Genomic DNA, 25,237 nt, shown 5'->3' on the forward strand with positions numbered 1-25,237 from the left:
TCATGGCGGCGCATTAGGACTAAATAAACCATCCTCAACGGTGGGTTCTGAAACGTGCAGACGGCTCTGCAAACGGCGAGCAGCTACCTTCGCGGCATTCTCGATCGCGAACGCGTCGACGATTCCGCGGATTCACCGCTGCGCCAGCTGACGCCGCGCGTCGAAAAGATCGCGAGGGCCTGGGCCGGCAAGCATCTGCTCGAGGTCGTCCCCTCGGGGGCGTTCGAGAAGGGCATGGCCAATGCCTCAGGGATGCGGATCGACTTCCTCGCCTCGATCAACCCGGCCGCGCCGTTCTCGTCGCGCGAGATCTACGAGTCGCTCTATCACTCGCTCGATAAGATGGGGCTCAGGCCGCAGGCGCGTAACGTTTCGATCGGCCTCAATGTCGGCGGGCTGACCATCGACATCATCCCGGCGCGCCGGGACAATCCGCAGACGGACGAGCACTGGCTCTATAGCGGGCTGAGCGGCAAGTCTTTCATCACCGACCTCAACCGGCATGTGCTCGATGCGATCAAGGCCAACCGCCGTGACGAGGTGCGCGTCCTCAAACTCTGGCGCGACAAGAACCGGCTGAGCTTTCCCAGCTTCTATCTCGAAATGACCGTCGTCGCGGCGCTGCGCAGCAAGGCGCGCGAGCTCTCGGACAATGTGTGGAGCGTCTTTGGCTATCTGGAGGATCACTTCGTGGCGCGCAGCGTCCTCGATCCGGCCAATGCCCACAACATCATCTCCGAAGAGCTCGACATCCGCGAGAAGGCTCGCATCCGCACCGTCGCCAAGATCACCCGGGCGAGCAAGTCCTGGCAGGACATCCTCGTCTGACGCCCGCCATTCCGGCGCAGCACACAACATGTTATGCTTGGCGGCATGTTCGACCACAAACAGACCCTGGCCTATGTCTCGGCCCATCTGGCTCGCATCCTTGCCAACCGCATGCGCGAGGCGCTGGCACCGCTTGGCCTGCTGCCGGCGCAGTTCACCGCCATTGCCGAGATCGCCCGCGACGAGGGCCAGACCCAGAAGCAATTGGTTGAAACCCTCGATCTCGAGCAGCCCGGGGTAGCCCGCACGCTGGCAACCCTCGAGAAGGAAGGCTGGATCGAGCGCCGTGCCAACGGCAACCAGCAGGGACTCTACCTCACCGAACGGGCCGAGACGGTGCTGCCGCGGGCCCTTGGCGCCATCCAGCACCTCAATGCCGATGCGCTGCGCGACACCAGCCGGACCGAGCGCGATCAGCTGATGGATGCGCTGGACGAGGCCATCGAGGCGGCGCGCAAGCGCTAGCGTCCTGCCATCGCCGCTAAAACCGCGCTGGCACGGGCAGTTTGGGGTTGCACTCGGCCCCTGCCCCTTGTATGTAACCGCCTTCCAAACCGCCCGGCCAAAAAGGCATGCCGTGGCGGTTTTTGATGCGCGGGCGCAAGCCCCCTTGAATATCGAAGGAAGCAAAATGCCAAAGATGAAGACTAAATCGGGCGCTAAGAAGCGCTTCAAGATGACTGCGAGCGGCCGCGTCAAAGCCGGCGTTGCAGGCAAGCGTCACCGGTTGTCCAGCCACGACGCAGACTACATCCGTTCCCACCGCGGCACCAAGGTGCTGTCGAAGGGGGATGAAGGTCTGGTCAAGTGGTATATGCCCTACAACCGTTAAGGAGCCGAGCTCATGGCACGCGTTAAAAGAGGCGTAACCGCTCACGCCCGTCACAAGAAAGTTCTGAAGCAGGCCGAAGGTTTTTACGGCCGCCGCAAGAATACCATCCGCACGGCCAAGGCCGCGGTGGACAAGGCCGGTCAGTATGCCTATCGCGACCGCCGCAACAAGAAGCGCAACTTCCGCGCCCTGTGGATCCAGCGTATCAATGCTGCCGTCCGCGAGCATGGCCTGACCTATGGTCGATTTATCGACGGCCTCAGCAAGGCTGAGATTGCCGTCGACCGTAAGGTGCTTTCCGATCTCGCGATCACCGAGCCCGCAGCGTTCGCTGCTCTCGTGGTGCAGTCGAAGAAGGCGCTGGACTATCTCGGGTCGGTCGAAAAGACCACGCACGAGCGCGTCACCGCCTAATCTCCCCAGCTTTGCTGAGGTCAAAATAGCGCCTTGCGCCGCCCTTTGGGCTGGCGCGGGGCGTTTTGTTTTGGTCTATAGCGGCCAATGCCACGACAACCCCGTGAGACCTCATGGTGAGCTTGTCGAACCACGAGGTCGGACGCGCCGAACGTGCCACGCCCTCGTCCTTCGACAGGCCCGCAATCAGGGCTACTCAAAGACGAGCGAAACCAGAATGTCCCTCGACGAACAGATCTCGACCCTGCGGACCGACCTCTCGGCAGCCATTGCGGCGGCGGACAGCGAACAGGCGCTCGACACCGTCCGCGTCGCGGCCCTTGGCAAGAAGGGTTCGGTCTCGGCCCTGCTCGCCTCGCTGGGCAGCATGGCCCCGGAAGACCGCAAGACCGCCGGCCCGGCAATCAATGGTCTCAAGCTCGAAATTGCCGGGCTGATCGAAGCCAGGGGCAGCGACCTGAAGCAGGCGGCGCTCGACGCCCGCCTCGCCGGCGAGCGCGTCGACATCACGCTGCCGCTGCGGCCGGCGCCGACCGCGGAAGGCCGTATCCATCCGGTCAGCCAGGTGATCGACGAAATCACCGCGATCTTCTCGGACATGGGGTTCTCGATCGCCGAAGGGCCCGACATCGAGACCGACTACTACAATTTCACCGCGCTGAATTTCCCCGAGGGACACCCGGCGCGTGAAATGCACGACACGTTCTTCATGGCGCCCTCGCCGGACGGGGTGAAGCGGGTGCTGCGCACGCATACCTCGCCGGTGCAGATCCGGGTGATGCAGCAGTCCAACGAGCCGCCCGCCGCCGGCTATCTGACGCAGCCGATCGAACCGCCGATCCGTGTCGTCATGCCGGGCCGCACCTACCGCCATGACTCGGACCAGACGCATACGCCGATGTTCCATCAGGTCGAAGGCCTCGTCATCGACAAGTCGAGCCATATCGGCCAGCTGCGCTGGGTGCTGGAGGAATTCCTCAAGGCGTTCTTCGAAGTCGACAACGTTACGCTGCGCTTCCGCCCGAGCTTTTTCCCGTTCACCGAACCGTCGATGGAAGTCGATGTGCAGTGCGATCGCTCCGGCGCCGAGGTGAAGATCGGCGAAGGCAGCGACTGGCTGGAAATCCTCGGCTGCGGCATGGTGCATCCCAACGTGCTGCGCAATTGCGGCCTCGACCCCGATGTCTATCAGGGCTTTGCCTGGGGCATGGGGATCGACCGGATCGCCATGCTCAAATACGGCATGAACGATCTGCGCGCCTTCTTTGACGCCGACAAGCGCTGGCTCGACCATTACGGCTTCCGGCCGCTGGACCTGCCGACCCTGTTTGGCGGCCTCTCGAGCTGACCGATACCGCTGCACTCTTCCTGATCCGAGAGGCCAAGGCCCGGATCGACCCGATCGAAAGCATGACGACATGAAGTTCACCCTCGACTGGCTCAAGGAACATCTGGAGACAACGGCCACGGCCGACGAGATCTCGCGGGCACTGACGATGATCGGCCTCGAGGTCGAAAGCGTCGAGGAACAGGGCAAGGCATTGCGGCCGTTCGTGGTGGCGCAGGTGGCGCATGCCGAACCGCATCCCAATTCCGACCACCTCAATCTCTGCAAGGTCGATGCCGGCACCGGCACGCTGATCGATGTGGTCTGCGGCGCGCCCAATGTCGTCACCGGCATGAAATCGGTCTTCGCGGCCCCGGGCACCTGGATTCCGGGCAAGGATTTCGAGCTCAAGGCCGGCGTGGTCATTCGCGGCGCGCCGTCCAACGGCATGCTCTGCTCGGCCGCCGAACTGGAGCTTTCCAACGACCATGACGGCATCATCCGGCTGCCCGACGATGCGCCGGTGGGTGTGCCCTATGTCGACTATGCCGGGATCAACGGCGTGGTCTTCGATATCTCGATCACCCCCAACCGCGGCGACGCCACGGGCGTCTATGGCGTGGCGCGCGATCTTGCCGCCTTCGGTCTCGGCACACTGAAAGCCACCGATATGTCGCCGGTCGCCTCCACCGGCCCGACGCCGATCGCGCCGCTGCCGCATCAGTTTGCCGCTGGCGAACCCAAGGCGATCCGCAAGTTTGCCGGGCGCTACATCAAGGGCATCAGGAATGGCCCGTCGCCCGACTGGCTGCAGCAGCGGCTGCGCGCCGTGGGCCTGCGCCCGATCAATACCGTGGTCGACATCACCAACCTCGTTTCGCTCGGCTGGGGCCGGCCGCTGCACGCCTATGATCCGGACAAGATCGTCGGCCAGCCGGTGCTGCGCAACGCCAGGCCCGGCGAAGAGTTCGATGCGCTCGACAACCGCGTCTACAAGCTCGACGACACCATGACGGTGATCGCCGACGACCAGGGCCCGCTCTGCATCGGCGGCATCATGGGCGGCATCCGCTCGGGCTGCACCGAGACGACGGTCAACGTCTTCATGGAATGCGCCAGCTGGGACCCCGACCTGATCGCCCAGACCGGCCGCAAGACCGGCATCGTCTCGGATGCCCGGTATCGCCTCGAGCGGTCCGTCGATCCGGCCCTGACCGAACCAGGACTCGAACTGGCGACCCGTCTCGTCCTCGAACTCTGCGGCGGCGAGCCGCTGGAGCGCTCGATCTCGGGCGAGGATGTTTTCCCCAACACCGTCGTCGATTTCCCGTTCGGCGAAGTCGAGCGCCTCACCGGCCTGCGCACGCCGACCCCGGAAGTCGAGCGTATCCTGAGCCAGCTCGGCTTCGTGCTCGAAGGCGTCACCGACACCCGTCGCGTCCTGGTGCCGTCCTGGCGTCCGGACGTCACACAGAAGGCCGATCTCGCCGAAGAAGTGATGCGCATGGTCGGCGTCGACAACGTGCCGGTCGAGCCGCTTCCGCGTCTCAGCCACGTGGCGCCGCGCATGCTGACCAGCATCCAGAACCGTCGTCGCCTGTCGCGCCGCGCCCTCGCTGCCAGGGGGCTCGACGAGGCCGTTAATTGGTCGTTCATCTCGGAGGCCGAAGCGCGGCTTTTTGGCGGCGGACAGGACGAGCTCAAGCTCGCCAACCCCATCGCTTCCGAGCTGACATCGATGCGTCCGTCGCTGCTGCCGGGCCTGCTCGGCGCGGCTCGTCGCAACGGCAATCGCGGCTTTGACGACCTCAAGCTGTTCGAAGTCGGTCAGGTCTTTCTCTCGGTCCAGCCGGACGGCCAGCACACCTACGCCAGCGGCATCCGCACCGGCACGGCCTCCGTGGCCGGCGCCGGCCGGCATTGGGAGAGTGCGGCCAGGAAGGCGGGCGTGTTCGACGCCAAGGCCGATATCGGCGCCCTGCTCGATGTCCTGGGCCTTGATATCGATAAGGTTCAGGTCATTGCCGAGCCGCCGTCATGGAGCCATCCGGGGCGCGGCGGCCGGCTGCAGCTCGGCCCGAAAGTCATCCTCGGCTGGTTCGGTGAAGTGCATCCGTCGGTGCTCGCAGCATTCGATCTGGACGGTCCGGTCGCCGCATTCGAGCTCGATCTCGATGCCCTGCCCGAGCCACGCAAGAAGGCGTCGAAGTCGAAGCCGGCTCTGATCCTCTCGGACCTGATGCCGGTGTCGCGCGACTTCGCTTTCGTCGTCGACCAGTCCGTTGCCGCCGCCACAATCCTCCGGGCCGCCAAAGGCGCCGAAAAATCCCTGATCACCTCCGTCGACGTCTTCGATGTCTTCGAAGGAACAGGGGTGGGCGAGGGCAAGAAATCGGTGGCCATCGAGGTCACGCTGCAGCCGCTGCAGAAGACGTTGACCGACGAGGACATCGAAAAGATTTCGTCGGCAATCGTCGGCGCAGTGAGCAAGGCGACCGGCGGGGTGCTGCGCACGTGACCGACCTGCCGGTCATCTGCTCGTTCTGGCACGGGCCGTTCGGCTGGCTTGAGCAGCTCTCGGTGCGCTCGTTTCTCCGCAACGGCCACCCGGTGCATGTCTACGCCTACGAGCCGATCGAGGGGCTGCCGGAGGGCGCCGAGTGGCGGGACCTCAATGAGCTGATCCCGCGCGAGCGGATGTTCTACTACAAGGGCAAGGGCACGGTCGGGGTGTTCTCCGACCTCGTGCGCATGACCCTGCTGCGCCACCAGCGCGGCATCTGGGCGGACTGCGATGTCTACTCGGTCCGGCCGATCCCGCGCACCGACGGCTATCTGATGGCCTATGAGCGGCCGGGCTCGGTCAACGGCGCCGTGCTGCACATCCAGCATGATGCACCGCTGCTCGACGACCTGCTCGGCATTTTCGAGGATGGCAAGCGCCCGCTGCTAGAGCCGCATCTGCCGCTCGGACGCCGTCTCGAAGTTGCCGCCAAGCGGCTGGCCGGCATCAAGGTGCCGGCCGAATACATGCAATATGGCGCCACCGGCCCGTTTGCCCTGACCCACTACGTCAAGAAGCATGATCTGCTCAGCCAGGTGCTGCCCAGCGAAGTCCTCTATCCGGTGCCCTATGAGCGCATTCCGGGGCTGATGAAGGCCGGCAGTTCGATCAACACGTCGATCACCGAGCGGACGCTTTGCGTCCACCTCTGGTCGAGCCAGCTCACGCGCCGCGGCCGCGAGGCGATGCAAGTGCCCGAGCCGGACAGTGCACTGGCGGCGCTCTGCGCCAGCGAAGGCGTGGCTATTTCCGGCCGATAAGCTTGTTCCAGCGCTTCAGCCAGAAGCGCTTCCAGCGATGCCGCATGTAGCGATAGAACAGCTCGTTGGTCATCACGTGCCGGTAGGAGCGGCGGTAGGCGACATTGGCGTAGATCAGCCACGGCCGCGCCCGGCCGGTATAGTGGAGGATGTAGGGATCCATCGCCTGATGCGCCACCTGCGGATCGGTGACGTTGAAGCGCCAGGGCAGCTTGGTCCAGTTGTCCTTGAAGATCAGGTTGAGCATGTCCTGATCGAAATAGAGCTTTTCCAGAATCCCGCGCGACCTGAATTCCTCGATCCGTCCCGGAATGTCGGCAGCAGCATATTTGGGCAGGTCGATCAGCATGACGCCGGAATTGAAATAGTCCTGCGCCGGATCGAAAATGCCGGTCTTGGTGCGAATGTCGCGGCCCAGCATGTTGAGCTGGCGGATCGGGTCGCTGACCCCGGCAACCGGCTTGCCGTGCATGTCCTGTTCGAACAGCTTCTCGATGGGTGAGACGGCAAAGGTGTCGCAGTCGAGATAGATCACGCGTTCGATGCCGGCGGGCAGGATGGCGTCGATCAGAAGGCGCGCGTACATGACCGTATGCAGGCGATTGTCGACCGGCAGGTTGCGGCAGACTTCGTTGAAACGGGCGTTCTCGGAGAGTTCGTAGTGGTTGACCGTGACGCCGAACTCGCTGCGCAGCTTGTCGAAATCGGCCAGCCGTTCCGGCTTCAATCCGTCATGCAGCAGGTGGAACACCAGATCGCGGCGCGTCGTGCAGAGGCAGATCGAGCGCGATACGGCAAAGGCCGGCGCCCAGAAATTGTCGTCAAAGGTCAGGACGATATGGATCGGGCCGGTCATACTCTGCCTGCAGTTGCTGCGATTGCCGGTCCTAGTAGCACAAGTCGGGCGACCCGCCAGCGCCTTGCGACACCTGCCCGCGATTTCGGCTGGCATGCCTGCGACGCGGCCGTTACACACTTGGGTTACAGCATCCAGAGCCGGGACCCATGAACAGCGTCACTCCTGCAAGCGTGCCGAACGTGATCGGCACCGGCCTCGTTTGGCTGGTGCTCATCCTCGAACTGGTGGTTTCCCCGACCCTCGGAAGTGCCAGCAGCGTGCTGGCACTGCTCCTCAGCCTGCCGCTCCTGGCGCTGCTCTGGCGCCCCGGCAGCCTGACGGCCCTGCGACAGGCGCCGGCGCAGCTGATCTTTGCCGGCGTGGTCCTCGTGCTGACGGCGCTCTACACCATCACCGCCCGCCAGCCCACCGATGTGCTGTTCTTTGCCAATTTCCTCGGCATGCTGCTGTCAGCGGTCGTCTACCTCATCGCCCTGCAGCAGCGAGGTCGCGATACGGCTATCCTGCTGCTGCGCCTTTGCGTCCTCGGAACGCTGGTCGGGCTGGGTTCGGCGCTGTTCGATGTCTTTGGTCTCGGGCTGACCCGGGCGCAGGGGCTGATCGGCAATCCCAACCTGATGCCGCGGATTGCCCTGCCCCTCGGCTTCGTCGCCCTCGCGGGCCTCTTCGTCGATAGCGGCTGGAAGCGCTGGATGTACCTGATCGCACCTGCGGCTGCGATCATGACCACCATTCTTTGCGCCTCCCGCGGGGCAGCGCTAGCCATTCCGGCAATGGCGCTCATTGCCGTAGTGTTTCTCTGGCAGGACCGGCAGGCGCGGCGGCTGGTTATCGCCGGCAGTGCCCTGCTCGTGGTCGGACTGGCAGCCGGGATTGCGCTTGAGGGGCCGGACCTGTTCGGCCGCTTTGGCAGCATCGTCGACACCATCAGCACCGTGATGCAGAGCGGCAATGCCGGCTCGGACGGCGCGACCCAGGACCGGCTCGACATGTACGAGGCGGGCCTTGCGGCCTTCCAGCAGTCGCCCTGGATCGGCTGGGGCTGGGCCAATCTGGGCAATGCAGCGGCCGAGATCAATCCGCCGAGGTTCGCGGATGCCGCGGGGACCGCGTTTCTCTTTCACAATGACTGGGTCAACTTTGGCGTTGCCGCCGGCATTATCGGCTTTGTCTGCCTCGCCGCCCTGCTGGTGGCGCCCATCGCCGGAGCTCTGGCCGCACCGCGCGACCGGTACTTTTCGGTGCGGCTCTATGCATGTCTCGTCCTGAGCGCCGGCTACGCCATCTTCGGGCTCACCGACTCGACCCTCGGCTATGATGCGCCGACCACGCTCTATGCCTATCTGACGGCACTGGTGATCGGCGCGCTTCGCGAGGCTTAGAATTTCGGCCGGTTATCCAGCAGACCATCCTTGGTAGCGGCATCTATGGCCTTGACCTCGGCCGGCGTCAGGCGCGGCGCGCCGACCGCCCCAAGGCAGTCCTTGAGCTGTTCGAGCGTCCGCACGCCGATCAGCGCTGAGGTCATCTCGGGACGGCGCAGCACCCAGGACAGCGCCAGTTGCACCATGGTCTGCTTACGCTTCTTGGCAATGGTGCCCAGCGCCTTGACCGCCTTGAGAACACGCGGTTCGATGTTCTTGGCCGACAGCGAGACATTCTCGGCGGCGCGGGTGCCGGTCAGGTCCGACTTTTCGAGCTTGTTGTACTTGCCCGACAGCATGCCTTGCGCCAGCGGCGAAAAGGCGATCACGCCAATGCCCAGGTCACCGCATGCCTCGATGGTCTTGTCGTCCTCAATCCAGCGATTGAGGATCGAGTAGCTCGGTTGATGGATGGTGCAGGGGACACCCATTTCCTTAAGGATGCGGTGCGCATCGCGCGTCTGCTGCTCGGGATAGGAAGAGATGCCGACATAGAGCGCCTTACCCTGCCGGTGTAGATGCGCCAGCGCGCCCATGGTCTCCTCGAGCGGCGTGTTCGGGTCATAGCGGTGCGAATAGAAAATATCGACATAGTCGAGGCCCATGCGCTTGAGGCTCTGGTCGCATGAGGCCAGCAGATACTTGCGACTGCCCCACTCGCCATAGGGGCCCTTCCACATGTTGTAGCCGGCCTTGGAGGAGATGATCATCTCGTCGCGATAGGGACGGAAGTCGCGGGCCATGATGTCGCCGAACAGCTCCTCGGCCGCGCCGGGCGGCGGGCCGTAATTGTTGGCCAGATCGAAATGCGTGACGCCGTGATCAAAGGCATAGGAGAGGATTTCGAGCGCCGACGGATAATCGCGCGTGCCGCCGAAATTCTGCCAGAGGCCGAGCGAGATGACCGGCAACTTCAGCCCGGAGCGGCCGCTATATCGATATTCCATGCTGTCATAGCGGGTGTCGCTCGCCCGGTAGGTCATGAGTGTTCTCCCAACATGTCGAAGTTGCCGGAGGCCGCTGAGCGGTGCTAAACCGCCGCCATGTCCGGCCCTGATGATGTCCTCGCCTCCAGTTTGCAGCAACGCTCCGATCCCTACAAGGTTCTGGCGTTCTACAAGTTTGCCGAGCTGCCCGATTGCGCCACCCTCAAGAGCGACCTGGCGCTGTTCTGCTGCGCGCGCGGCATCCGCGGCACATTCATCATCGCGCCCGAGGGGCTCAACGGCACCGTAGCCGGCAGCGAAGCGGCGATCGACGACTTGTCGGCCTATCTCTATTCCGGCCCGTTCGGGACGCGGCTGATCGGCGCCGAGGCCAAGATCTCGTGGGCGGCGCAGATGCCGTTCCTGCGCATGAAGGTCCGGCTCAAATCCGAGATCGTGACGCTGCGGGCGCCAGAAGCCAATCCCGCCCGGCTGGTCGGCACCTATGTCGATCCCGCTGACTGGAACGAGGTCATCGGCCAGGACGACGTGATGCTGATCGACACGCGCAATGACTATGAAGCAGCGATCGGCACGTTCGAGGGCGCCGTCGACCCAGGCACCAAGAGCTTCACCGAATTCAAGGACTACGTCGCGCAGCATCTCAACCCGACCCGGCAGAAGAAAGTGGCGATGTTCTGCACCGGCGGCATTCGCTGCGAGAAGGCCTCGAGCTACCTGCTGGCGCAAGGCTTCGAGGAAGTGTTTCACCTCAAGGGCGGCATCCTCAAATATCTCGAAATGGTGCCGGAAGCGCAGAGCCGGTTCCGCGGCGAATGCTTCGTCTTTGACGAGCGCGTCGCGGTCGGACACGGCCTGAAGCAGGGTGAGGCGCAGTTGTGCCGGGCCTGCCGTAATCCGCTGCAACCCCATGCGCTGATCGATGGCATCTGCGCCGATTGCCGCGCAACCGACCGGGCCGAAGGGGCGCTGGAACGCGACCGCCAGATGGCGCTGGCGCAGGCGCGCGGCGAGGCCCATCTGGGCGAGGATGCCTTGACGACAGCGGCCCGCAACAGGGCGCGCAAGCAGAAACTCCGGCAGCAGGGCGCCGGCTGAAGCTAGGCCATCAGGCCCGCCTCGCGCACTCTTTCGAGATAGCTGCGGCTGACAGGCAGACGCTTGCCGTCACGTGTCTCGACCAGCAACTTGCCATCGACGCGCACTGTCCGCGCCACGGCATCGAGCGCGACCCAATGTGATCGATGGATCTGCAAGCCCGGTGTGGGCCGCGCTTCCTTGATCGCATCGGACAGACGCATCAGCACGAGGGCGTGGCCCTTGGTCGTGGTGACATCGACATAGTGATCCTCGACCGACAGGCAGACGAGCGCCCCCCGCTGCGGCAAGGGAAGCCGTTCGAGCAATGCAGGCCGGCCATCCGGGGTGTCCTGCAGGGCTGGCCGAGGCGAGCGCTTGAGGATGATCGAGAACGTCATCACGCCCATGGCGACGAGGGTTGTATCCACCCAGAGGGTGAAGAGGTCGATGGCAGTCCAGCCTGCTGCCCCGAAGGCCAGGCGGTTGATCACCACGACGGCAGCGGTGACCGGCAGACCGCTCAGGCCGCCGAGCACCAGCACCCGCAGGGCCGGCTGACGCAAGCGATCGTAGATGGCATGGCCAAGCAGGACGCCGAAGGCAAAGCCGATGCCGTAGGTGGCAAGCACAATGGTCGCCCAATAGACAATTCGAGGTGCCGTCCCGAGAACCTCGAACGTGCCGAAGGGACCGGAGAGGCCGAGCAGCACGGCGACGATGGCCATGCCTGCAAGAACACGAGGATCCGAAAAGTGCCGGCGTATTTCACGAAGCGCGGATTGCAGTCGGCTGCTGTTCACGAAGTTTCTCCCCCTGCCGCGCACACGAACTTGAGGCAAGCCGGTCCGCAGACAAGCCTGTGGGGCAAGGCGCGTTGAGCGCCATCCACCATGTCCAAGGTTTCTACAGATGTCACTCGCTCCCATGCTCGCCGCCCCACTCGCCGTCCAGATCCATGCCATTTCTGCCATTCTGGCGGTGCTACTGGGCGCCATGGTGCTCTTCCGCCGCAAGGGGACACCCACGCACAAGTTTCTCGGACGTGTGTGGGCGCTGCTCATGCTGGTGGTCGCCACCAGCGCGATCTTTGTCAACGAGATCCGCATCATCGGCCCCTTCAGCCCGATCCACCTGTTCACGATCTTTACCTATGCCGGTATCGCACAGGGCATCTGGCAGATCCGCCAGGGCAATGTGCGCGGCCACCGGGCCGCCATGCGGGCCGTCTACTTCCAGGCCCTCGGCCTTGCCGGCGCCTTCACGCTACTGCCGGACCGCCGCCTGAACCAGATGCTCTTCGGCAGCAACGCCGGCTGGACGCCGTCGCTGATCGCGGTCGGCACGGTTCTGGCACTGGTCGGCTGGTTCTATATTCGCACCCGCCAGCCTATGCGCCGACGCGCCGCTGCGGCATAGTTTGCCAATGGACAATGCCACCATCGACCTGCAGCACGCCTTCTACGACATGCTCATGCAGAGCCAGTACTGGTCACCCGAGCGCATGCGCGACTATCAGCGCAGCCAGCTCACCCAGTTACTGCGGCACGCGAAAAAGAACGTGCCGTTCTACGAGAACCGCCTCGACGCCGTCATGCAGCCGAACGGCGACATCGACTGGGAGCGCTGGAACGAGATCCCGATCGTCAAGCGCAGCGACCTGATCGAGCACCGCGACGCCATGCAGGCAAGAGAGTTGCCGCCGGGGCATGGGCAGGTAAGTACCATCTCAAGTTCGGGGTCGACCGGCCTACCGGTCACTCTATCGTTCAACTCTCTAGGACCATTGGCCAATCAGGTTGCTGGCTGGCGTGCTCAAGTGTGGCACTCGATTGACTGGTCCCAGACTGCTTTTAGCTGGAAAGGCACTCGACCTGAGGCTGCCGGACCCACTGCGTGCAACTTTGGTGCGTGGGGTCCTCCATGGGTACAGGGCGGCGACACCTTTGAACTAAACTACCTCGTTCCAGTCTCCGCGGTGTTGCAGGAGCTGTCGCGGCTGGGCCCGAGATACCTCAAAACGACTCCCAAGAGCGCCTTCACGCTCGCCCTGGAGTTTGATCGCATGGGCGTCGATATTTCAATCGACACAATTATCTCTTTTGGAGCCAAGCCTGAGGAAAACGAAAAGAAGACAGCATTGCAGATCTTCGGATGCAGCTTCCTCGAACTCTACAGTTCTAAAGAGGGGCAGTATATGGCGCATCAGAATGCCACAGGCACGGGACTAAGTGTAAACGCTGAGTTGGTCTACCTTGAGATCGTTGATGATTTCGATCGTCAGTGCGGACTGGGCGACCAGGGTAGGGTGATTGCCACACCGTTCTACAACACTGCTCAGCCACTAGTTCGTTACGACACGGGCGACCTGGCACGTTGGAGCGGAGTGCCGGACAACCACAACCTATTGCCCGTTCTTTCGGGGGTGGAAGGGCGAGTGAGACATATGTTCTCGCATCCAGACGGTAGAAGAATCTCGAAGCAAATTCCTGAAAGCGCGCGAAATCTCATAGGGGCTCTGAAGTGGCAGTTTGCTCAGGTGGGCGAGAGGCAGTTTGAGGTTCGGTATGTACCGAGCTCTCACGTTCAACCCGACGAACATGCGTTCGCCGACATATTTCGACAATGGACATATTCGGATGCAACATTGCGTTTCAAGCAAGTTGCCGACCTACCTCTCAATGCTGAGGGCAAGTTCATAGAATATGTAAACGAGTTTGACTGAACGTCAGGATCACCCTCGCGATCTTACGATGATTCGACTGGAAGCGTTGGCGTCGTCGGCGTCGGTGCCGTCTTGTACAGCTGGCTCCCCGCAGCCCCGAAGAAATCGATGGCCCGATCGGGGGGATCGTCCTGGCGGTGGCGGTCCATGAGCGACTTGTCCGGGTCGCCGAAGTAGTGCTTGAGTCCGATGGTGGCGATCACGCTGCCGTCCTGGCCGAAGCGGCCCTCGCCGGTCACCGAGAACGGGAAGTCGAGGCTGGTGACCTGGTATTCGGCGGCGAGGCGCAGCTGGTTGAAACCGAGGACATGGCTGCCGCCGATGCTCAGGCGCAGGTCCGGATTGACGTAATAGGCGAGGTCGGCAATGGCAAAGACGCCTGTCGCGTCGCTCAGCAGCACGTCGTCGTAGTTGAGGTTGGCGACGCCAACCCAGGCCTCGAGCGTCACGTCGCCCATATAGAGTTCGGCTTCCGGGCCGATGCCCATCAGCGTTGCGCCGGGAACGCGCACGGCAGCGGCGGTAACGCCGAGCAGATAGGAACTGGGGTCACGGGTAAACGCATGGATGGCCCCGGACAGGCCAATTCCGGACGGTGTGTTGTAGAGCGCCAGATCGCCCTGCACGCCGAACCGGTCGGTGACCGGCAGACTGAGCGATCCGTTGACCCGCGCATGGCCGATGGTCGTGCCCGGGGTCCGCAGGAAGCCGCCGGCAACCTCGAGCTTGCCATTGATGCCGGATACGGCAGGCAGCATGAAGTCGGTGTTCTGCTCGGCGACCGGCTGGGGCGAATAGAGGATGAGGTCGGCAGCGCGCGCCGACAGGGCCAGAGGAAGCGTGAACACCGTGCCAAGCAGCAGCGATCGCAAGAAACGAACTTGACCCATGACGCACTTCCTCTTTTCCCAATGGCATTAGTGAATATGCATTTCTCCCATCAGGCGAGTCACATACGGGATATGTGCAAGAGTTTGTTAAGGAGTGTGACAAGCCGGTCACAGGCTTGCATTTCGGGCGTTTCCTGCCGTCAAGTCGCCTTGCAATTGATCCGGCGCGATCCATTTGCGCGCTCGAAACGTCCACTGCGATGCGTGATGGGAGTTGGAAGCACGTCCGATTAGTGGCAGATCGGCAGTTAATGGCATGGCGCGAGGCCTTGCTGAACTCTTGCGCGTCAAATGCGGCGGACCATGAATGCTGATCGAGACCGTTGATCTACCCGAACTTGTTGCCATCGGACTGCCGATCGAGGGCACCGCCGCCGAGCTGGAGCGCGACCTGCCGGTTGCGTGGCGCCGGCTGTTCGAGATGGACACTGGCGCGCGTGCCTTCCTGAAGATCGGCCTGCCGGCCGAAAACGACGTCGACCGTGCACTTGTCGGCTTTCTCGCGGCCCGCAAGACCGAGGTGCCGGCGGGCATGACCCGGATCATCGTGCCGGCGCAACGCTATCTGCGCGCCCTGCATGACGGCGCGCAAGCCGACATTCCTGAGAGCCTCGAACGCCTGCATGTGCACGCCGCCATGCATGGCCTCAAATCCACCGGATTCATGCTCGATTTCGGCTATCTGCCGGGTGAAACGGCCGGACGACACGAACTGCATCTGTCACTGGACACCACTACAGGGCTGCTCGGCCATGTATGAGACCGCACATTTTCGGGACGACGATTTGGCAGCACAGCAGGCGCTGATCATGGCCAGCCCGCTCGGGCTGCTGATCTCCGCGGGCCCCGATGGCCTTCTCGCCAATCCGATCCCGTTCCTGCTCTATGCCGATGAGGGCGCACGTGGCACCTTGCGCTGCCATGTGGCGAAGGCCAACGCGCAGTGGCAGGCCCTCACCGAGACGCCGGCGGCGCTGGTCGTCTTCCAGAGCAGCCAGAGCTATATTTCGCCGAACTGGTACGCCACCAAGGCCGAAACCGGCAAGGTGGTACCCACCTGGAACTATGCCATGGTGCAGGCGCGTGGCAGTGCGCGCGTCATCCACGATGCGGATTGGCTCCATGCCAATGTCACGGCGTTGACCGACCGACACGAGAGCCGGCAGCACAAACCCTGGGCAGTAACCGACGCCCCCGAACCGTTCATTGCCGCGCAGCTCAAGGGCATTGTCGGGATCGAAATCCCGATCGACACGATCTCGGGCAAGTTCAAGGCCAGCCAGAACCGGCCGATGGATGACCGGCTCGGCGTTGCCGCCGGGCTGGCGGCAGAAGGCGAAATGGAGATGCAGGCGCTGGTGCGCCAGCGGGGCGGCTTCTAGCCGACGTGCAGCGGTTCGATCTGCCGGCCTTTGCCGTCGAAGTTCGACGGGTCGAGCCAGCGCTCGAAGCCGGCCTTGCGGATCGGCCATTCGCTGTCGAGCATCGAGAACCAGGCGGTATCGCGGCTCGCGCCCTTGACGATCATGTGCTGGCGGAAGATGCCCTCGAAGGTGAAGCCGAAGCGTTCCGCCGCCCGCTTGCTGGGTGCGTTGCGATCATTGCACTTCCACTCGAAGCGGCGATAGCCGAGATCCTCGAAGACGTGGCGGGCAAGCAGGAACAAGGCCTCGGTCGCCAGCCGCGTCCGCGCCACTGCCGGCCCCCAGTAGACGTAGCCGACTTCGATGACGCCGTGCTGCGGCTCGATCCGCATCAGCTGCTGCCAGCCGCCTGCGCGGCCGCTGGCCGTGTCGACCACCGCGAAGACCAGCGGGTCGGCGACGCCCTGCTGCCCGGCGATCCAGTTTCGCACCACCTCGATCGAGGCCGGCGGGTCTGATGGCAGATAGGCAAAACGTTCGGTCGCGTCGGGCACGTTGGCAGCCGCAAAAAGGTCGGCCGCGTGCTGGGGCCCCAGAGGCTCGAGCCGCGTATATCGGCCCTCCAGCACCAGACGCGCGGGTGGGGAGGCAGGCTTGAGCGTCGTCATGCGTGCTGTCCGTGAATGGCGGCGAGGCCGTGGCGATAGGTGGGGTAGAGCAGATCGATGCCGAGCGCCTGCTTGATCGCCGCGTTGGAAACCCGCTTGTTGTCGGAATAGAAGCTGCGCGCCATGGCGGTCATCTCCGCCTCGGCAAACGGCACCTCGGGCGGCGGCGACACCCCCAGCATGGCGGCCGCATGGGTCACGAGGTCCTGCGGCGGCGCCGGCTCGTCGTCCGCCAGGTTGAAAGTGCCGGCAAGCTTGCGCATCGCCGCCAGCGCGGTCACCCGGCCGATATCCTCAACATGGATGCGGTTGAACACCTGGTTTGGCTTGACGATGCGCCGTGCCGTGCCATCGCGCAGCTTGTCGAAGGTTGACCGTCCGGGGCCATAGATGCCAGCCAGCCGCAGGATCAGCAGCGGAACGCCACGCGCCGCGGCGTAGTCGCGCCAGTGCTGTTCGACCTCGACGCGGTGCTGCGAACGCCGGTTGATCGGGTTGGTCGCAGCGGTCTCGTCGATCCACGCACCGTCGGCGTTGCCATAGACGCCCACCGTGGAAAAATAGCAGAGCCATTCCAGCCCCTGCGCCGCGTCCAGTTCCCGGCGGCAGAGATTGAGCACCGCATCACCCTGCTCCTCGGGCGGGATGGACTGGATGACATCCGTGGCCTTCGTCAGGTCTTGGCCCAGCGTCGGCCCGGCCGTCTCGCCGTCGAAGACATGGATATTGTAGGCGCTGTCGGCGAGCGGCGCGGCGCGCTCCTCGCTGCGGGTGGTTCCGGCAATCGGCACGGTGTTGCCGGCCAGCTGGTGGATGGCGCGGGCGCTGGCCATCGAGGAGTAGCCCATGCCGAAAAAGAAGACGTTCATGGCACCCCTAAGCTGCTGACGCAGGCTGGTTGTCCGCCTGCCATTCCGACCGGACGTCCATGTCCGCCTCGGCGTCCAAAAAGGCAAGCGCCAATGTCCTTGCGCGCTCGGCCGACACCAGTCGGCGCGTCGCCCAGACGGCGGCGCCGCGGATCAGCGGATCGGGATCGCGGAGACGGTCTTCGGCCAATGGCGCCAGCCTCGTATCGCCCGAATTGCCGAGGGCGATCAGGACATTGCGCAGGAAGCGCGGATGGCCAAGGCGCTTGACCGGCGAGCCGGCAAACAGCGCGCGGAAGCCCTGGTCATCGAGCTGCACCAGGTCGGCCAGCGAGGGCGAGCGCAGCTCGTCGCGGGCCTGCAGTTTCGTCTCGCGTGTCACGCTGGCAAACTTGTTCCACGGGCAGACCGCGAGGCAATCGTCGCAGCCATAGATGCGGTTGCCCATGGCGATGCGATACTCGTGCGGGATCGGACCCTTGTGCTCGATATTGAGATAGGCAAGGCATTTGCGCGCGTCGAGCTGGAACGGCGCCGGAAAGGCATTGGTGGGGCAGATATCGAGACAGCGCGTGCAGGTGCCGCAGCTCTCCTCATGTGGTGCGTCGGCGGGCAGGTCGGCATCTGTCAGGATGGCACCCAGGAACAGCCAGGAGCCAAAGGCACGACTCACCAGCACAGTGTGCTTGCCCTGCCAGCCGATCCCGGCGGCTTCCGCCAGCGGCTTTTCCATCAGCGGTGCGGTATCGACGAACACCTTGACCGCGGCGCCGCTGCGGCGCGACAGCAGTCCGGCCAGTTCCTTGAGCTTGCCCTTGATGATGTCGTGATAATCGCGGTTGCGGGCATAGACCGAGATATTGCCGATGCCGCGCTGCTCGAGCTGGGCCAGCGGGTCGGTATCCGGGCCGTAGTTGACGCCCAGCATGATCACCGACCGGGCCTCCGGCCAGAGCGCCGTCGGCGCGCCGCGTCTCTGGGCGGTCTCGGCCATCCAGTCCATGTCGCCATGCCAGCCCTGCGCCAGCGCAGCACTGAGCCTCTTGGGCAGGTCGGGGCGGGCGTCGGCGGCCGCAATGCCGAAGGCATCAAAGCCGAGGGCTTTGGCACGGCTGCGCAATTCGGCGATCAGGGTTTCGGGTTTCACCCTCCGACACTATCAAAAATCGAGGTCGGTGTAGCCCTTGGCGGCCGGCATGCCGGCAATCCGGTCGTTGAGCAGGGTGCGGAAGGCCGGGCGCGACTTGATCCGGGCGTACCACTGCCGGGTTTCGGCCGAGGTATCCCAGGCGACATCGCCAAGATAGTCGAGGCTGGAGAGGTGCGCGGCGAGCGCGAAATCGGCCAGCGTCAGCGAGTCGCCGGCCACCCAGTGCCGGGTGGCGAACAGCCAGTTGAAATAGAGCATGTGCTCGACGAGATTGGCCTTGGCCACCCGCAGCACGCCGGGCTCTGGTGTGGCGCCGCGCTTGTCGCGCTTGACAATCTTTTCCTCGATGACATAGCGCGTCACCTCGTCGTGGAACTTCATCAGCACCCATTCGAGCAGGCGCCACATCTCGGCGCGCTCGCGCGACTGGGCCGGGAACAGCCCGGCCACGGCAGTCGGCGCAAATCGCTCCTCGATGGCGTGGATGGCGCCCAGCACACCGACCACCGGCGCCTCGCCGGCATCGAGCAGGATGCAGCCGGTGGCGGCCGGATTGATCTCCAGCAGCGCGGGGTCGCGAGCCCAGGGTTTGATGTCATCGAGATCGAGCGGTACGCCATATTCGGCGCACATCAGGCGAACAAGTCTGGCGGCGGGGTCGAGGCGGTGTTGCAGCAGCCTGGGCATAAGAACGGTGATCCTTGGCGCGCTCCGGCAAATCGGTCTACAAGCGGCGCGCTTCATGACGTCAGAATTGACTAGGGGATCAGATGAACGCCGATCAAGGTCTTTTTGTGCATCTGCTCCTCGGGATTCTCGAGGGGGTTACCGAATTCCTCCCGGTATCGTCCACCGGCCACCTGCTTCTCGTCGAACACTTCCTCGGCTTTGACAGCCCGGGACGGGTATTCGAGGTGCTGATCCAGCTCGGCGCCATCCTCGCGATTGCCGTCATCTACTTCCAGCGGCTGGTCGGCATTGCCCGCGACGCCTTCGCCCGCAAGCCTGGGGCGCTACGCTTCATTCTCGGCGTCTTCCTCGCCTCGGCACCGGCCGCCTTGGCCGGCGTGCTGCTGCACGATTTCATCAAGACGGTGATCTACGAGACGCCGATCGTCATCTGCGTCATGCTGATCGTGGGCGGAATCATCCTGCTCTATGTCGACCAGCTCAAGCTCGAGCCCAAATATACCGACATCTACAACTACCCGCCGCTGCTCTGCCTCTATATCGGCCTGTTCCAGATGCTGGCCCTGGTGCCGGGCGTGTCACGTTCGGGCGCCACCATTGTGGGGTCGCTGCTGATGGGCACGGACAAGCGCTCGGCGGCGGAATTCACCTTCTTCATCGCCATGCCGATCATGGGCGGCGCCTTCGTCTACGATTTCTGGAAGAGCAAGGACCTGATCACCACCGAGCTGGGCCTCGGCATTGCCGTGGCCTTTGCAGCAGCCTTCATCACCGCCTTTTTCGTGGTGCGCTACCTGCTCGACTTCATCTCGCGCAACGGCTTTGCCATCTTCGCCTACTGGAGGATCTTCGTCGGCGCCCTCGGCCTCTGGGGCATCCTGCTGTTCAAGTAGGCCTGCGACCGCGGCAGCAGCGCCGCCGGCCCGCTATGCCGGCTGGCGGTCGAACTGGCCGTTCTTGCGGAAACGCCACATGTAGCCGGGCAGGATGGCCTCCATCGGCGTCGGCGTGACGCCGAAGGCGGCCAGCGTGCGCTTGTCCTTGATGGCCTCGTCCGACACCACATTGTCGGTCTGCAGCAGATCGACCTGGTCGCTGGTCAGCAGCGGCGGAAACGGCAGGATGGCGAATGGCAGGGCCATCAGCTTGGCAATGCCGGCCGGCAGCGGCAGCAGCGGATTGCTGCGCCGCGTCTCGTGCAGCACCCGCTCGAGAATCTCGCGATGCGTCACCACTTCCGGGCCGCCAAGCTCATAGATCCGACCCGGCTTGACCTTCCCCTCGATGGCCGCCACCAGCGCCTCGGCAACATCGCCGACATAGATCGGCTGGAAGCGGGTCTTGCCGCCGACCAGCGGCAGCACCGGCAGCATGCGGGCCAGCGAGCCATACATGTTGAAGAAATCATCGTCCGGTCCGAACATGACCGACGGCCGGACGATCACCGCCTGCGGGAAGGCGGCAAGGGTTTCCGCCTCGCCCAGCGCCTTGGTGCGGGCATAGGTGCTGACGCTCTGGTCGTCGGCGCCCAGCGCCGAGACCTGCACCAGGCTGGTGGCGCCGGCGCGTTGCGCGGCCTCGGCCACGGTGCGGGCGCCCATGGCGTGCACGGCGCGGAAGCGCTGGCGGCCGCGCTCGTAGCGGATGGCCACCAGATTGACGACGATCTGGCTGCCCTTGACGGCGCGCATCACCGAGTCGGCATTGCGGATATTGGCCTGGATCGGCTGGATCTGCCCGACGGCGCCGAGCGGCTTCAGATGCCCGGCCAGATCGGGGCGGCGCACGGCGACGCGGATGCGATAGCCTTGCCGCGCCAGCAACTGCACCAGCTGGGTCCCGAGGAACCCGGAGCCACCGAAAATTGTGACCAGTTTGTTGGTGCGATCCATGATGGGCGAGGCCTCCGAAATTCCATGCGCGGGAAGGAGTTTTGCTTCTAGCGTGCAGCCTCCCTGCTGTCGAGGCGTCCAAATGGCTCACCGCCCCGGCTTTTTGCCGATCTTCGGGCCCTTTGCCGGCCACCGGCCGGTCTGCCCGCGCCAGGACACTCCGCCCAGCCGGGTCGAACCGGCCGCAGGTCCGTCCCGCCCGATTTGGCCGTTGACAGGCCCGGGCCCATGCCCTAGGGAACGGCGCCCATCGGTTTGCCCTGGTGGCGGAATTGGTAGACGCGCACGGTTCAGGTCCGTGTGTTTAACGACGTGGAGGTTCGAGTCCTCTCCAGGGCACCATTTTTTCTGGACTACCAACCAGAAAGACCGAAGCGCACTTCCCACGACCCTACGCCAGAAAGCTCTGCCTGACGCCGTCGTTGGCCCGGGCTTACGCCGTCGTCATGTAGATCTCGGTCACCAGGTCCGCTTCGGCGGTGGTTTCCGGATCGCTGACGTAGACCTCCCAGGACATGGGGCCCATGGTCATCCCCTTGGCCTTGAAGTCGGCCTCGATTTCGCCGTAGGTGGCGCGGAGGTTTTCGTAGGAGCCCTTGTGGATCGTCTTGATGGCGGGGACCGCGGGGGTCTCGCCGGCGCGGATCGGGCCGGCTGCCTTGGCCAGGACGGCGGCCGGGACCGGGAAGCCGACATCCATGGTCATGCCCGCGGCGGAATAGTCGTGGTAGATGGCCAGCGGCGGTCCGGCGACATCGATGCCGTGCTCGTTGATAAAGGCACCCAGCGTCTGGAAGGCCTCGCCGATCTTCCGGCCGATCTCGCCGGACTCCATGCTGGTCTGGTGGCGCACGTAGATCATGGGCTGCGACTGCGTCTGGACGGTCTCGGTGTGCATGACGGTTCCTCGCTCTTGCCGAAAACCCAAGCCTATCCCGCGCATGGCGTCAGGATATTGATCCGCGTCAATCTGCTGGCCCGCCCTCCGGGCGCTTACCCTCGGGCAGCTGCTATTCGCAGAGCGCCTCCAGCGCATCGATATCGAGAATGTCGATATCGCTGACCGAATGCAGCCGGATCAGGCCGCGTTCGCGGAAGGTGCGCAGGATGCGCGAGACGGTCTCGAAAGTGATCCCCAGGTAGTCGGCGATGTCGTTGCGCTGCATCGGCAGATGCACGCGCTGGTCGTCGCCCTGGCGCTCGGCAAGGTCGAGCAGCAGCGAGGCGAAGCGTTCGCTGGCGGTGCGGCGGCCGAGCACCATCAGGTGCTGCTGGGTACGCGCGAGGCTCCTCAGCGCCAGCAGCAGCAGGCTGCCGGTCGGCTGCTCACCGGCTACCGGACGCAGCACCCTGACGCCGGCAGCATCGATGGCCTCGGCGCTGGAGCTGTGGAAGCCGTCGGCCTCGAAGCCGAAGACGTCGCCGGCGGTATGGAACGAGGTGATCTGGCGCCGTCCGTCAGCAGACACGCGGGCGATACGGATGGTGCCGAACTCGACCAGATAAAGCGGACCGGCAACGTCGCCGTCATTGTAGATGGTGGTGTCGGCAGCATAGAGGGTGATCGCCGTCGGGCGCATGGCCCCCAGCAGTGCCGAATTATCGCGATCGCTCTGGATGGCGCCGGTTTCGACAAGGCCGGCCCGGAAACTGGATTGAATATGCATCGCCTACATCCTCCATTCTGATGCTGAGAGGATGCCGCACGGCGGGCGGGCGGAAAATTCCGGTTCGCGCCTCAGGGACTCTACTTAGTGCGCTTGCGGGTCAGACGGCGACCGAGTGTCGCCCCGCCCCGCCCGAGAGGTAGGTATCGAAGGTCGCGGCGATGGAGCGCACGAAGGGTCGACCGCGCTCGGTCACGGCAAAGCTGTCGGCGCCCAGGCTCACCAGGTCGTCGCCATCGCAGAGCGCGGCATAGCGCATCTCCTCGATCACTGTCTCGGCGTCGACGCCGAACTCTTCCAGCATCTCGGCAATCGGAACGGAGAAATTGCACATCAGTTGCTCGATCACCCAGCCGCGCAGCCGGTCCTCGGCGTCGAGGGCAATGCCCCGTGCAATGGCCAGCGAATTGGCCGTGATGCCGCGGATATACTCGCCGGTGGCGGTGACGTTCTGCACATAGCCTTGCGGCAGGCGGCCGATGGCCGAGGCGCCAAAGCCGATCAGAGCGGGCGCGCGGTCGGTGGTGTAGCCCTGGAAATTCCGGTGCAGCCGTCCGCTGCCGGCGGCAATGGCCAGCGAATCGCCGGGCCGGGCGAAGTGGTCGATGCCGATGGCGACATAGCCGGCGGCGATGATGCGCTCGGCGGCGGCCTGCGACTGGCTGAACCGTTCGGCCACGCCCGGCAGCGCGGCCTCGTCGATCATCTTCTGGTGCGTCTTCATCCACGGCACGTGGGCATAGCCGAACAGCGCCAGCCGGTCGGGCTGCATGTCGAGCGCCAGATCGATGGTCCGGTTGATCGTCTCGATGGTCTGGTGCGGCAGGCCATAGAGGATGTCGAGGTTGACCGAGCCAACGCCGCGCGTCCGCATGCCCTCGACCACGGCACGGGTCAATTCCACGCTCTGCTCGCGATTGATGGCGCGCTGCACCTTGGGGTCGAAATCCTGCACACCGATGCTGATCCGGTTGACGCCCGCCGCGGCGAAGGCGTCGTAGCGGTCCTCGGTCATGTCATTGGGGTCGATCTCGATGCTGAACTCGAGATCGTCTCCTGTGCCGAAATTCTGACGCACGGCGGCGGCAATGGCCGCGAGGTCGTCGGGCTTGAGCATCGATGGCGAGCCGCCGCCCAGATGCAGCGCCGTCACCTGCCCGCGTCCGCCCAGATGCCCGGCCACGGTCTGCATTTCGCTGAGCACCGAGGGCAGATAGGCGGCGATCGGGTCGTAGCGCAGCACCTGCTTGGTGTGGCAGCCACAGAACCAGCACAGCCGATCGCAGAACGGCACGTGCAGATAGAGCGAGATCGGCGTGGCGGGCGGCAGTTCGGCCAGCCAGCCGGCATAGGTGGCGTTGTCCACCCCGGCATGGAAGTGCGGTGCAGTGGGGTAGCTGGTGTAGCGCGGCACCGGCTTGGCGTAACGGCGGATCAGTTCATCGGACATGGAGCGTGGGACCTTTCGTCTTCTCGATGGCAGCGTTCCAGTCCCGGCTCCTTGATCAGGATCAATTGTTGCGCCGAGCGCCATGCGAGAAGGGGCCAACTGCTTGCGGAGGTTAATCTTGAACGTTCTCAGCGTCGGGGCGGGGCTTCCCGTCGCCTGTACCGAGTGCCAGTCGCGCCGCCAGGGCATATGCTCCGTGCTGACGCCGGACGAGTTCGCCCAGCTGGCCGCCCACACCCGCCACACATTTCACGCGCCGGGCGAAGCTCTCACCCTGGAGGGCGACGAGGTCACCGGCTATGCCAACGTCATCGAGGGCGTCATCAAGCTGTCGCGCGTGCTGCGCGACGGGCGCCAGCAGCTGGTGGGGCTGCAGTTTGCGGCGGACCTGCTCGGCCGGCTGTTCGCCAGGGAAAGCCCGCTGACGGCCGAGGCGGTATCCGAGGTCGAACTCTGCCGCATGCCCAAGGTGCTGCTGGAAAATCTGGTCGGTGGCAGCGCAGCGCTCAAGCAACGGCTGCTCGATCAGTCGCTCGAGGATCTGGACCAGGCGCGGGAGTGGATGGTGACGCTGGGGCGCAAGACCGCCTCGGAGCGTATCGCCAGCCTGTTGCTGCTGCTCGCCATTCGCACGGTGGGCAGAGGCGAGGCGCTGAGCGGTCGGGTGGCATTCGAACTGCCGCTGGTGCGGGCCGACATGGCCGATTTCCTGGGGCTCACCATCGAGACGGTGTCGCGGCAGATCAGCAAGCTTCGGCACGAGGGAATCATCGAAGTCACGGGGCACCGCCACATCGAGGTGCCTGACATCGATTGTCTGCGGGCCCGCACCGGCTGAGC

Annotated in this window: 27 protein-coding genes and 1 tRNA gene; 16 read left to right on the forward strand and 12 right to left on the reverse strand. The window is 64.4% G+C overall.

Annotated features, from left to right (window positions below):
• Window positions 1–54 precede the first annotated feature (54 nt).
• The 7 genes from AC0L4C_RS03215 (at window position 55) to AC0L4C_RS03245 (ending at window position 6,725) form a co-directional block, all read left to right on the forward strand.
• Window positions 55–828: a hypothetical protein gene (locus tag AC0L4C_RS03215; protein WP_473402086.1), complete on the forward strand. Its 774-nt coding sequence runs from the start codon at window positions 55–57 to the stop codon at window positions 826–828.
• 45 nt (window positions 829–873) lie between these two features.
• Window positions 874–1,293 carry a MarR family winged helix-turn-helix transcriptional regulator gene (locus tag AC0L4C_RS03220; RefSeq protein WP_473402087.1) on the forward strand — a complete coding sequence of 140 codons (420 nt, stop codon included), beginning with the start codon at window positions 874–876 and terminating at the stop codon, window positions 1,291–1,293.
• 166 nt (window positions 1,294–1,459) lie between these two features.
• Entirely contained in the window at window positions 1,460–1,660 is a 201-nt protein-coding gene (rpmI, locus tag AC0L4C_RS03225) for a 50S ribosomal protein L35 (protein WP_473403441.1), read from the forward strand.
• 12 nt (window positions 1,661–1,672) lie between these two features.
• Complete coding sequence (rplT, locus tag AC0L4C_RS03230) at window positions 1,673–2,074, forward strand: 50S ribosomal protein L20 (RefSeq protein ID WP_473402088.1); 402 nt, start codon at window positions 1,673–1,675, stop codon at window positions 2,072–2,074.
• 217 nt (window positions 2,075–2,291) lie between these two features.
• On the forward strand, window positions 2,292–3,422 hold the full coding sequence (gene pheS / locus AC0L4C_RS03235; RefSeq protein WP_473402089.1) for a phenylalanine--tRNA ligase subunit alpha: 1,131 nt from the start codon (window positions 2,292–2,294) through the stop codon (window positions 3,420–3,422).
• A 70-nt stretch (window positions 3,423–3,492) separates the two neighbouring features.
• Window positions 3,493–5,919, forward strand: a complete 2,427-nt coding sequence (pheT, locus tag AC0L4C_RS03240) for a phenylalanine--tRNA ligase subunit beta (protein WP_473402090.1) — start codon at window positions 3,493–3,495, stop codon at window positions 5,917–5,919.
• Window positions 5,916–6,725 carry a hypothetical protein gene (locus AC0L4C_RS03245; RefSeq protein ID WP_473402091.1) on the forward strand — a complete coding sequence of 270 codons (810 nt, stop codon included), beginning with the start codon at window positions 5,916–5,918 and terminating at the stop codon, window positions 6,723–6,725. The genes pheT and AC0L4C_RS03245 overlap by 4 nt, the downstream gene beginning before the upstream one ends.
• On the opposite strand, the gene AC0L4C_RS03250 is transcribed toward AC0L4C_RS03245, so the two are convergent.
• Window positions 6,709–7,581 carry a glycosyltransferase family 8 protein gene (locus tag AC0L4C_RS03250; RefSeq protein ID WP_473402092.1) on the reverse strand — a complete coding sequence of 291 codons (873 nt, stop codon included), beginning with the start codon at window positions 7,579–7,581 and terminating at the stop codon, window positions 6,709–6,711. The genes AC0L4C_RS03245 and AC0L4C_RS03250 overlap by 17 nt on opposite strands.
• A gap of 149 nt (window positions 7,582–7,730) precedes the next feature.
• Here AC0L4C_RS03250 and AC0L4C_RS03255 point away from each other — a divergent pair, with 149 nt between their 5' ends.
• The gene (locus tag AC0L4C_RS03255; RefSeq protein WP_473402093.1) at window positions 7,731–8,966 is read left to right on the forward strand and encodes an O-antigen ligase family protein; all 1,236 of its coding nucleotides are present in this window, start codon (window positions 7,731–7,733) and stop codon (window positions 8,964–8,966) included.
• Here the strand turns inward: AC0L4C_RS03255 and AC0L4C_RS03260 are convergent.
• A complete protein-coding gene (locus AC0L4C_RS03260) occupies window positions 8,963–9,991 on the reverse strand; it encodes an aldo/keto reductase (protein ID WP_473402094.1) in 1,029 nt (342 codons plus the stop codon). The genes AC0L4C_RS03255 and AC0L4C_RS03260 overlap by 4 nt on opposite strands.
• Window positions 9,992–10,051: 60 nt before the next feature.
• Here AC0L4C_RS03260 and trhO point away from each other — a divergent pair, with 60 nt between their 5' ends.
• The gene (gene trhO, locus AC0L4C_RS03265) at window positions 10,052–11,053 is read left to right on the forward strand and encodes an oxygen-dependent tRNA uridine(34) hydroxylase TrhO (RefSeq protein WP_473402095.1); all 1,002 of its coding nucleotides are present in this window, start codon (window positions 10,052–10,054) and stop codon (window positions 11,051–11,053) included.
• A gap of 2 nt (window positions 11,054–11,055) precedes the next feature.
• Here the strand turns inward: trhO and AC0L4C_RS03270 are convergent, their stop codons facing one another.
• A complete protein-coding gene (locus tag AC0L4C_RS03270; protein ID WP_473402096.1) occupies window positions 11,056–11,760 on the reverse strand; it encodes a LytTR family DNA-binding domain-containing protein in 705 nt (234 codons plus the stop codon).
• Between the two features lie 184 nt (window positions 11,761–11,944).
• Between AC0L4C_RS03270 and AC0L4C_RS03275 the strand changes: the two genes are divergently transcribed.
• Both AC0L4C_RS03275 and AC0L4C_RS03280 read left to right on the forward strand, forming a co-directional pair.
• Window positions 11,945–12,451 carry a DUF2306 domain-containing protein gene (locus AC0L4C_RS03275; protein ID WP_473402097.1) on the forward strand — a complete coding sequence of 169 codons (507 nt, stop codon included), beginning with the start codon at window positions 11,945–11,947 and terminating at the stop codon, window positions 12,449–12,451.
• A gap of 7 nt (window positions 12,452–12,458) precedes the next feature.
• Window positions 12,459–13,757: a phenylacetate--CoA ligase family protein gene (locus AC0L4C_RS03280; RefSeq protein ID WP_473402098.1), complete on the forward strand. Its 1,299-nt coding sequence runs from the start codon at window positions 12,459–12,461 to the stop codon at window positions 13,755–13,757.
• A 23-nt stretch (window positions 13,758–13,780) separates the two neighbouring features.
• Here the strand turns inward: AC0L4C_RS03280 and AC0L4C_RS03285 are convergent, their stop codons facing one another.
• On the reverse strand, window positions 13,781–14,647 hold the full coding sequence (locus AC0L4C_RS03285) for a hypothetical protein (protein WP_473402099.1): 867 nt from the start codon (window positions 14,645–14,647) through the stop codon (window positions 13,781–13,783).
• A 307-nt stretch (window positions 14,648–14,954) separates the two neighbouring features.
• Here AC0L4C_RS03285 and AC0L4C_RS03290 point away from each other — a divergent pair, with 307 nt between their 5' ends.
• On the forward strand, window positions 14,955–15,407 hold the full coding sequence (locus AC0L4C_RS03290; RefSeq protein ID WP_473402100.1) for a GyrI-like domain-containing protein: 453 nt from the start codon (window positions 14,955–14,957) through the stop codon (window positions 15,405–15,407).
• The gene (locus AC0L4C_RS03295; protein WP_473402101.1) at window positions 15,400–16,029 is read left to right on the forward strand and encodes an FMN-binding negative transcriptional regulator; all 630 of its coding nucleotides are present in this window, start codon (window positions 15,400–15,402) and stop codon (window positions 16,027–16,029) included. The genes AC0L4C_RS03290 and AC0L4C_RS03295 overlap by 8 nt, the downstream gene beginning before the upstream one ends.
• Here the strand turns inward: AC0L4C_RS03295 and AC0L4C_RS03300 are convergent.
• The 4 genes from AC0L4C_RS03300 to AC0L4C_RS03315 are packed head-to-tail and all read right to left on the reverse strand — an operon-like array spanning window position 16,026 to window position 19,385.
• A complete protein-coding gene (locus AC0L4C_RS03300) occupies window positions 16,026–16,679 on the reverse strand; it encodes a GNAT family N-acetyltransferase (protein WP_473402102.1) in 654 nt (217 codons plus the stop codon). The two genes, AC0L4C_RS03295 and AC0L4C_RS03300, sit on opposite strands and share 4 nt — an antisense overlap.
• Complete coding sequence (locus AC0L4C_RS03305) at window positions 16,676–17,548, reverse strand: SDR family oxidoreductase (RefSeq protein ID WP_473402103.1); 873 nt, start codon at window positions 17,546–17,548, stop codon at window positions 16,676–16,678. Before AC0L4C_RS03305 ends, AC0L4C_RS03300 begins: the two co-directional genes overlap by 4 nt.
• Before the next feature lie 7 nt (window positions 17,549–17,555).
• On the reverse strand, window positions 17,556–18,695 hold the full coding sequence (queG, locus tag AC0L4C_RS03310) for a tRNA epoxyqueuosine(34) reductase QueG (RefSeq protein ID WP_473402104.1): 1,140 nt from the start codon (window positions 18,693–18,695) through the stop codon (window positions 17,556–17,558).
• Window positions 18,696–18,707: 12 nt separating this feature from the next.
• Window positions 18,708–19,385, reverse strand: coding sequence for a glutathione S-transferase family protein (locus AC0L4C_RS03315; protein ID WP_473402105.1), 678 nt, complete (start codon window positions 19,383–19,385; stop codon window positions 18,708–18,710).
• An 83-nt stretch (window positions 19,386–19,468) separates the two neighbouring features.
• Between AC0L4C_RS03315 and AC0L4C_RS03320 the strand changes: the two genes are divergently transcribed.
• Window positions 19,469–20,281: an undecaprenyl-diphosphate phosphatase gene (locus AC0L4C_RS03320; RefSeq protein WP_473402106.1), complete on the forward strand. Its 813-nt coding sequence runs from the start codon at window positions 19,469–19,471 to the stop codon at window positions 20,279–20,281.
• A gap of 33 nt (window positions 20,282–20,314) precedes the next feature.
• Here the strand turns inward: AC0L4C_RS03320 and AC0L4C_RS03325 are convergent, their stop codons facing one another.
• Window positions 20,315–21,280 (reverse strand): complex I NDUFA9 subunit family protein, encoded by a 966-nt coding sequence (locus AC0L4C_RS03325; RefSeq protein WP_473402107.1) that lies wholly within the window; start codon window positions 21,278–21,280, stop codon window positions 20,315–20,317.
• Between the two features lie 257 nt (window positions 21,281–21,537).
• Between AC0L4C_RS03325 and AC0L4C_RS03330 the strand changes: the two genes are divergently transcribed.
• Window positions 21,538–21,622: transfer RNA gene (locus AC0L4C_RS03330), tRNA-Leu, on the forward strand.
• Between the two features lie 91 nt (window positions 21,623–21,713).
• Here AC0L4C_RS03330 and AC0L4C_RS03335 read toward each other — a convergent pair.
• From AC0L4C_RS03335 to hemN, 3 genes are all read right to left on the reverse strand, one after another.
• Window positions 21,714–22,178: a GyrI-like domain-containing protein gene (locus tag AC0L4C_RS03335; RefSeq protein WP_473402108.1), complete on the reverse strand. Its 465-nt coding sequence runs from the start codon at window positions 22,176–22,178 to the stop codon at window positions 21,714–21,716.
• 112 nt (window positions 22,179–22,290) lie between these two features.
• Complete coding sequence (locus tag AC0L4C_RS03340) at window positions 22,291–22,947, reverse strand: helix-turn-helix domain-containing protein (protein ID WP_473402109.1); 657 nt, start codon at window positions 22,945–22,947, stop codon at window positions 22,291–22,293.
• A 100-nt stretch (window positions 22,948–23,047) separates the two neighbouring features.
• Window positions 23,048–24,397, reverse strand: a complete 1,350-nt coding sequence (gene hemN / locus AC0L4C_RS03345; RefSeq protein WP_473402110.1) for an oxygen-independent coproporphyrinogen III oxidase — start codon at window positions 24,395–24,397, stop codon at window positions 23,048–23,050.
• Between the two features lie 118 nt (window positions 24,398–24,515).
• Between hemN and AC0L4C_RS03350 the strand changes: the two genes are divergently transcribed.
• On the forward strand, window positions 24,516–25,235 hold the full coding sequence (locus tag AC0L4C_RS03350) for a Crp/Fnr family transcriptional regulator (RefSeq protein ID WP_473402111.1): 720 nt from the start codon (window positions 24,516–24,518) through the stop codon (window positions 25,233–25,235).
• Window positions 25,236–25,237: the final 2 nt, after the last annotated feature.

This window comes from Devosia sp. J20-27, assembly GCF_055808595.1.

Bases quoted from the DNA above. Each gene is read 5' to 3' on its own strand.
- AC0L4C_RS03335 (WP_473402108.1), bottom strand. From the start codon at position 22,178: ATGCACACCGAGACCGTCCAGACGCAGTCGCAGCCCATGATCTACGTG.
- rplT (WP_473402088.1), top strand. From the start codon at position 1,673: ATGGCACGCGTTAAAAGAGGCGTAACCGCTCACGCCCGTCACAAGAAA.
- AC0L4C_RS03300 (WP_473402102.1), bottom strand. From the start codon at position 16,679: ATGACGACGCTCAAGCCTGCCTCCCCACCCGCGCGTCTGGTGCTGGAG.
- AC0L4C_RS03290 (WP_473402100.1), top strand. From the start codon at position 14,955: ATGCTGATCGAGACCGTTGATCTACCCGAACTTGTTGCCATCGGACTG.
- pheS (WP_473402089.1), top strand. From the start codon at position 2,292: ATGTCCCTCGACGAACAGATCTCGACCCTGCGGACCGACCTCTCGGCA.
- AC0L4C_RS03280 (WP_473402098.1), top strand. From the start codon at position 12,459: ATGGACAATGCCACCATCGACCTGCAGCACGCCTTCTACGACATGCTC.
- AC0L4C_RS03270 (WP_473402096.1), bottom strand. From the start codon at position 11,760: ATGGCCATCGTCGCCGTGCTGCTCGGCCTCTCCGGTCCCTTCGGCACG.
- AC0L4C_RS03325 (WP_473402107.1), bottom strand. From the start codon at position 21,280: ATGGATCGCACCAACAAACTGGTCACAATTTTCGGTGGCTCCGGGTTC.
- AC0L4C_RS03340 (WP_473402109.1), bottom strand. From the start codon at position 22,947: ATGCATATTCAATCCAGTTTCCGGGCCGGCCTTGTCGAAACCGGCGCC.
- AC0L4C_RS03315 (WP_473402105.1), bottom strand. From the start codon at position 19,385: ATGCCCAGGCTGCTGCAACACCGCCTCGACCCCGCCGCCAGACTTGTT.
- AC0L4C_RS03260 (WP_473402094.1), bottom strand. From the start codon at position 9,991: ATGACCTACCGGGCGAGCGACACCCGCTATGACAGCATGGAATATCGA.
- hemN (WP_473402110.1), bottom strand. From the start codon at position 24,397: ATGTCCGATGAACTGATCCGCCGTTACGCCAAGCCGGTGCCGCGCTAC.
- trhO (WP_473402095.1), top strand. From the start codon at position 10,052: ATGTCCGGCCCTGATGATGTCCTCGCCTCCAGTTTGCAGCAACGCTCC.
- AC0L4C_RS03220 (WP_473402087.1), top strand. From the start codon at position 874: ATGTTCGACCACAAACAGACCCTGGCCTATGTCTCGGCCCATCTGGCT.
- AC0L4C_RS03295 (WP_473402101.1), top strand. From the start codon at position 15,400: ATGTATGAGACCGCACATTTTCGGGACGACGATTTGGCAGCACAGCAG.
- AC0L4C_RS03255 (WP_473402093.1), top strand. From the start codon at position 7,731: ATGAACAGCGTCACTCCTGCAAGCGTGCCGAACGTGATCGGCACCGGC.
- pheT (WP_473402090.1), top strand. From the start codon at position 3,493: ATGAAGTTCACCCTCGACTGGCTCAAGGAACATCTGGAGACAACGGCC.
- AC0L4C_RS03320 (WP_473402106.1), top strand. From the start codon at position 19,469: ATGAACGCCGATCAAGGTCTTTTTGTGCATCTGCTCCTCGGGATTCTC.
- rpmI (WP_473403441.1), top strand. From the start codon at position 1,460: ATGCCAAAGATGAAGACTAAATCGGGCGCTAAGAAGCGCTTCAAGATG.
- AC0L4C_RS03250 (WP_473402092.1), bottom strand. From the start codon at position 7,581: ATGACCGGCCCGATCCATATCGTCCTGACCTTTGACGACAATTTCTGG.
- AC0L4C_RS03305 (WP_473402103.1), bottom strand. From the start codon at position 17,548: ATGAACGTCTTCTTTTTCGGCATGGGCTACTCCTCGATGGCCAGCGCC.
- AC0L4C_RS03275 (WP_473402097.1), top strand. From the start codon at position 11,945: ATGTCACTCGCTCCCATGCTCGCCGCCCCACTCGCCGTCCAGATCCAT.
- AC0L4C_RS03285 (WP_473402099.1), bottom strand. From the start codon at position 14,647: ATGGGTCAAGTTCGTTTCTTGCGATCGCTGCTGCTTGGCACGGTGTTC.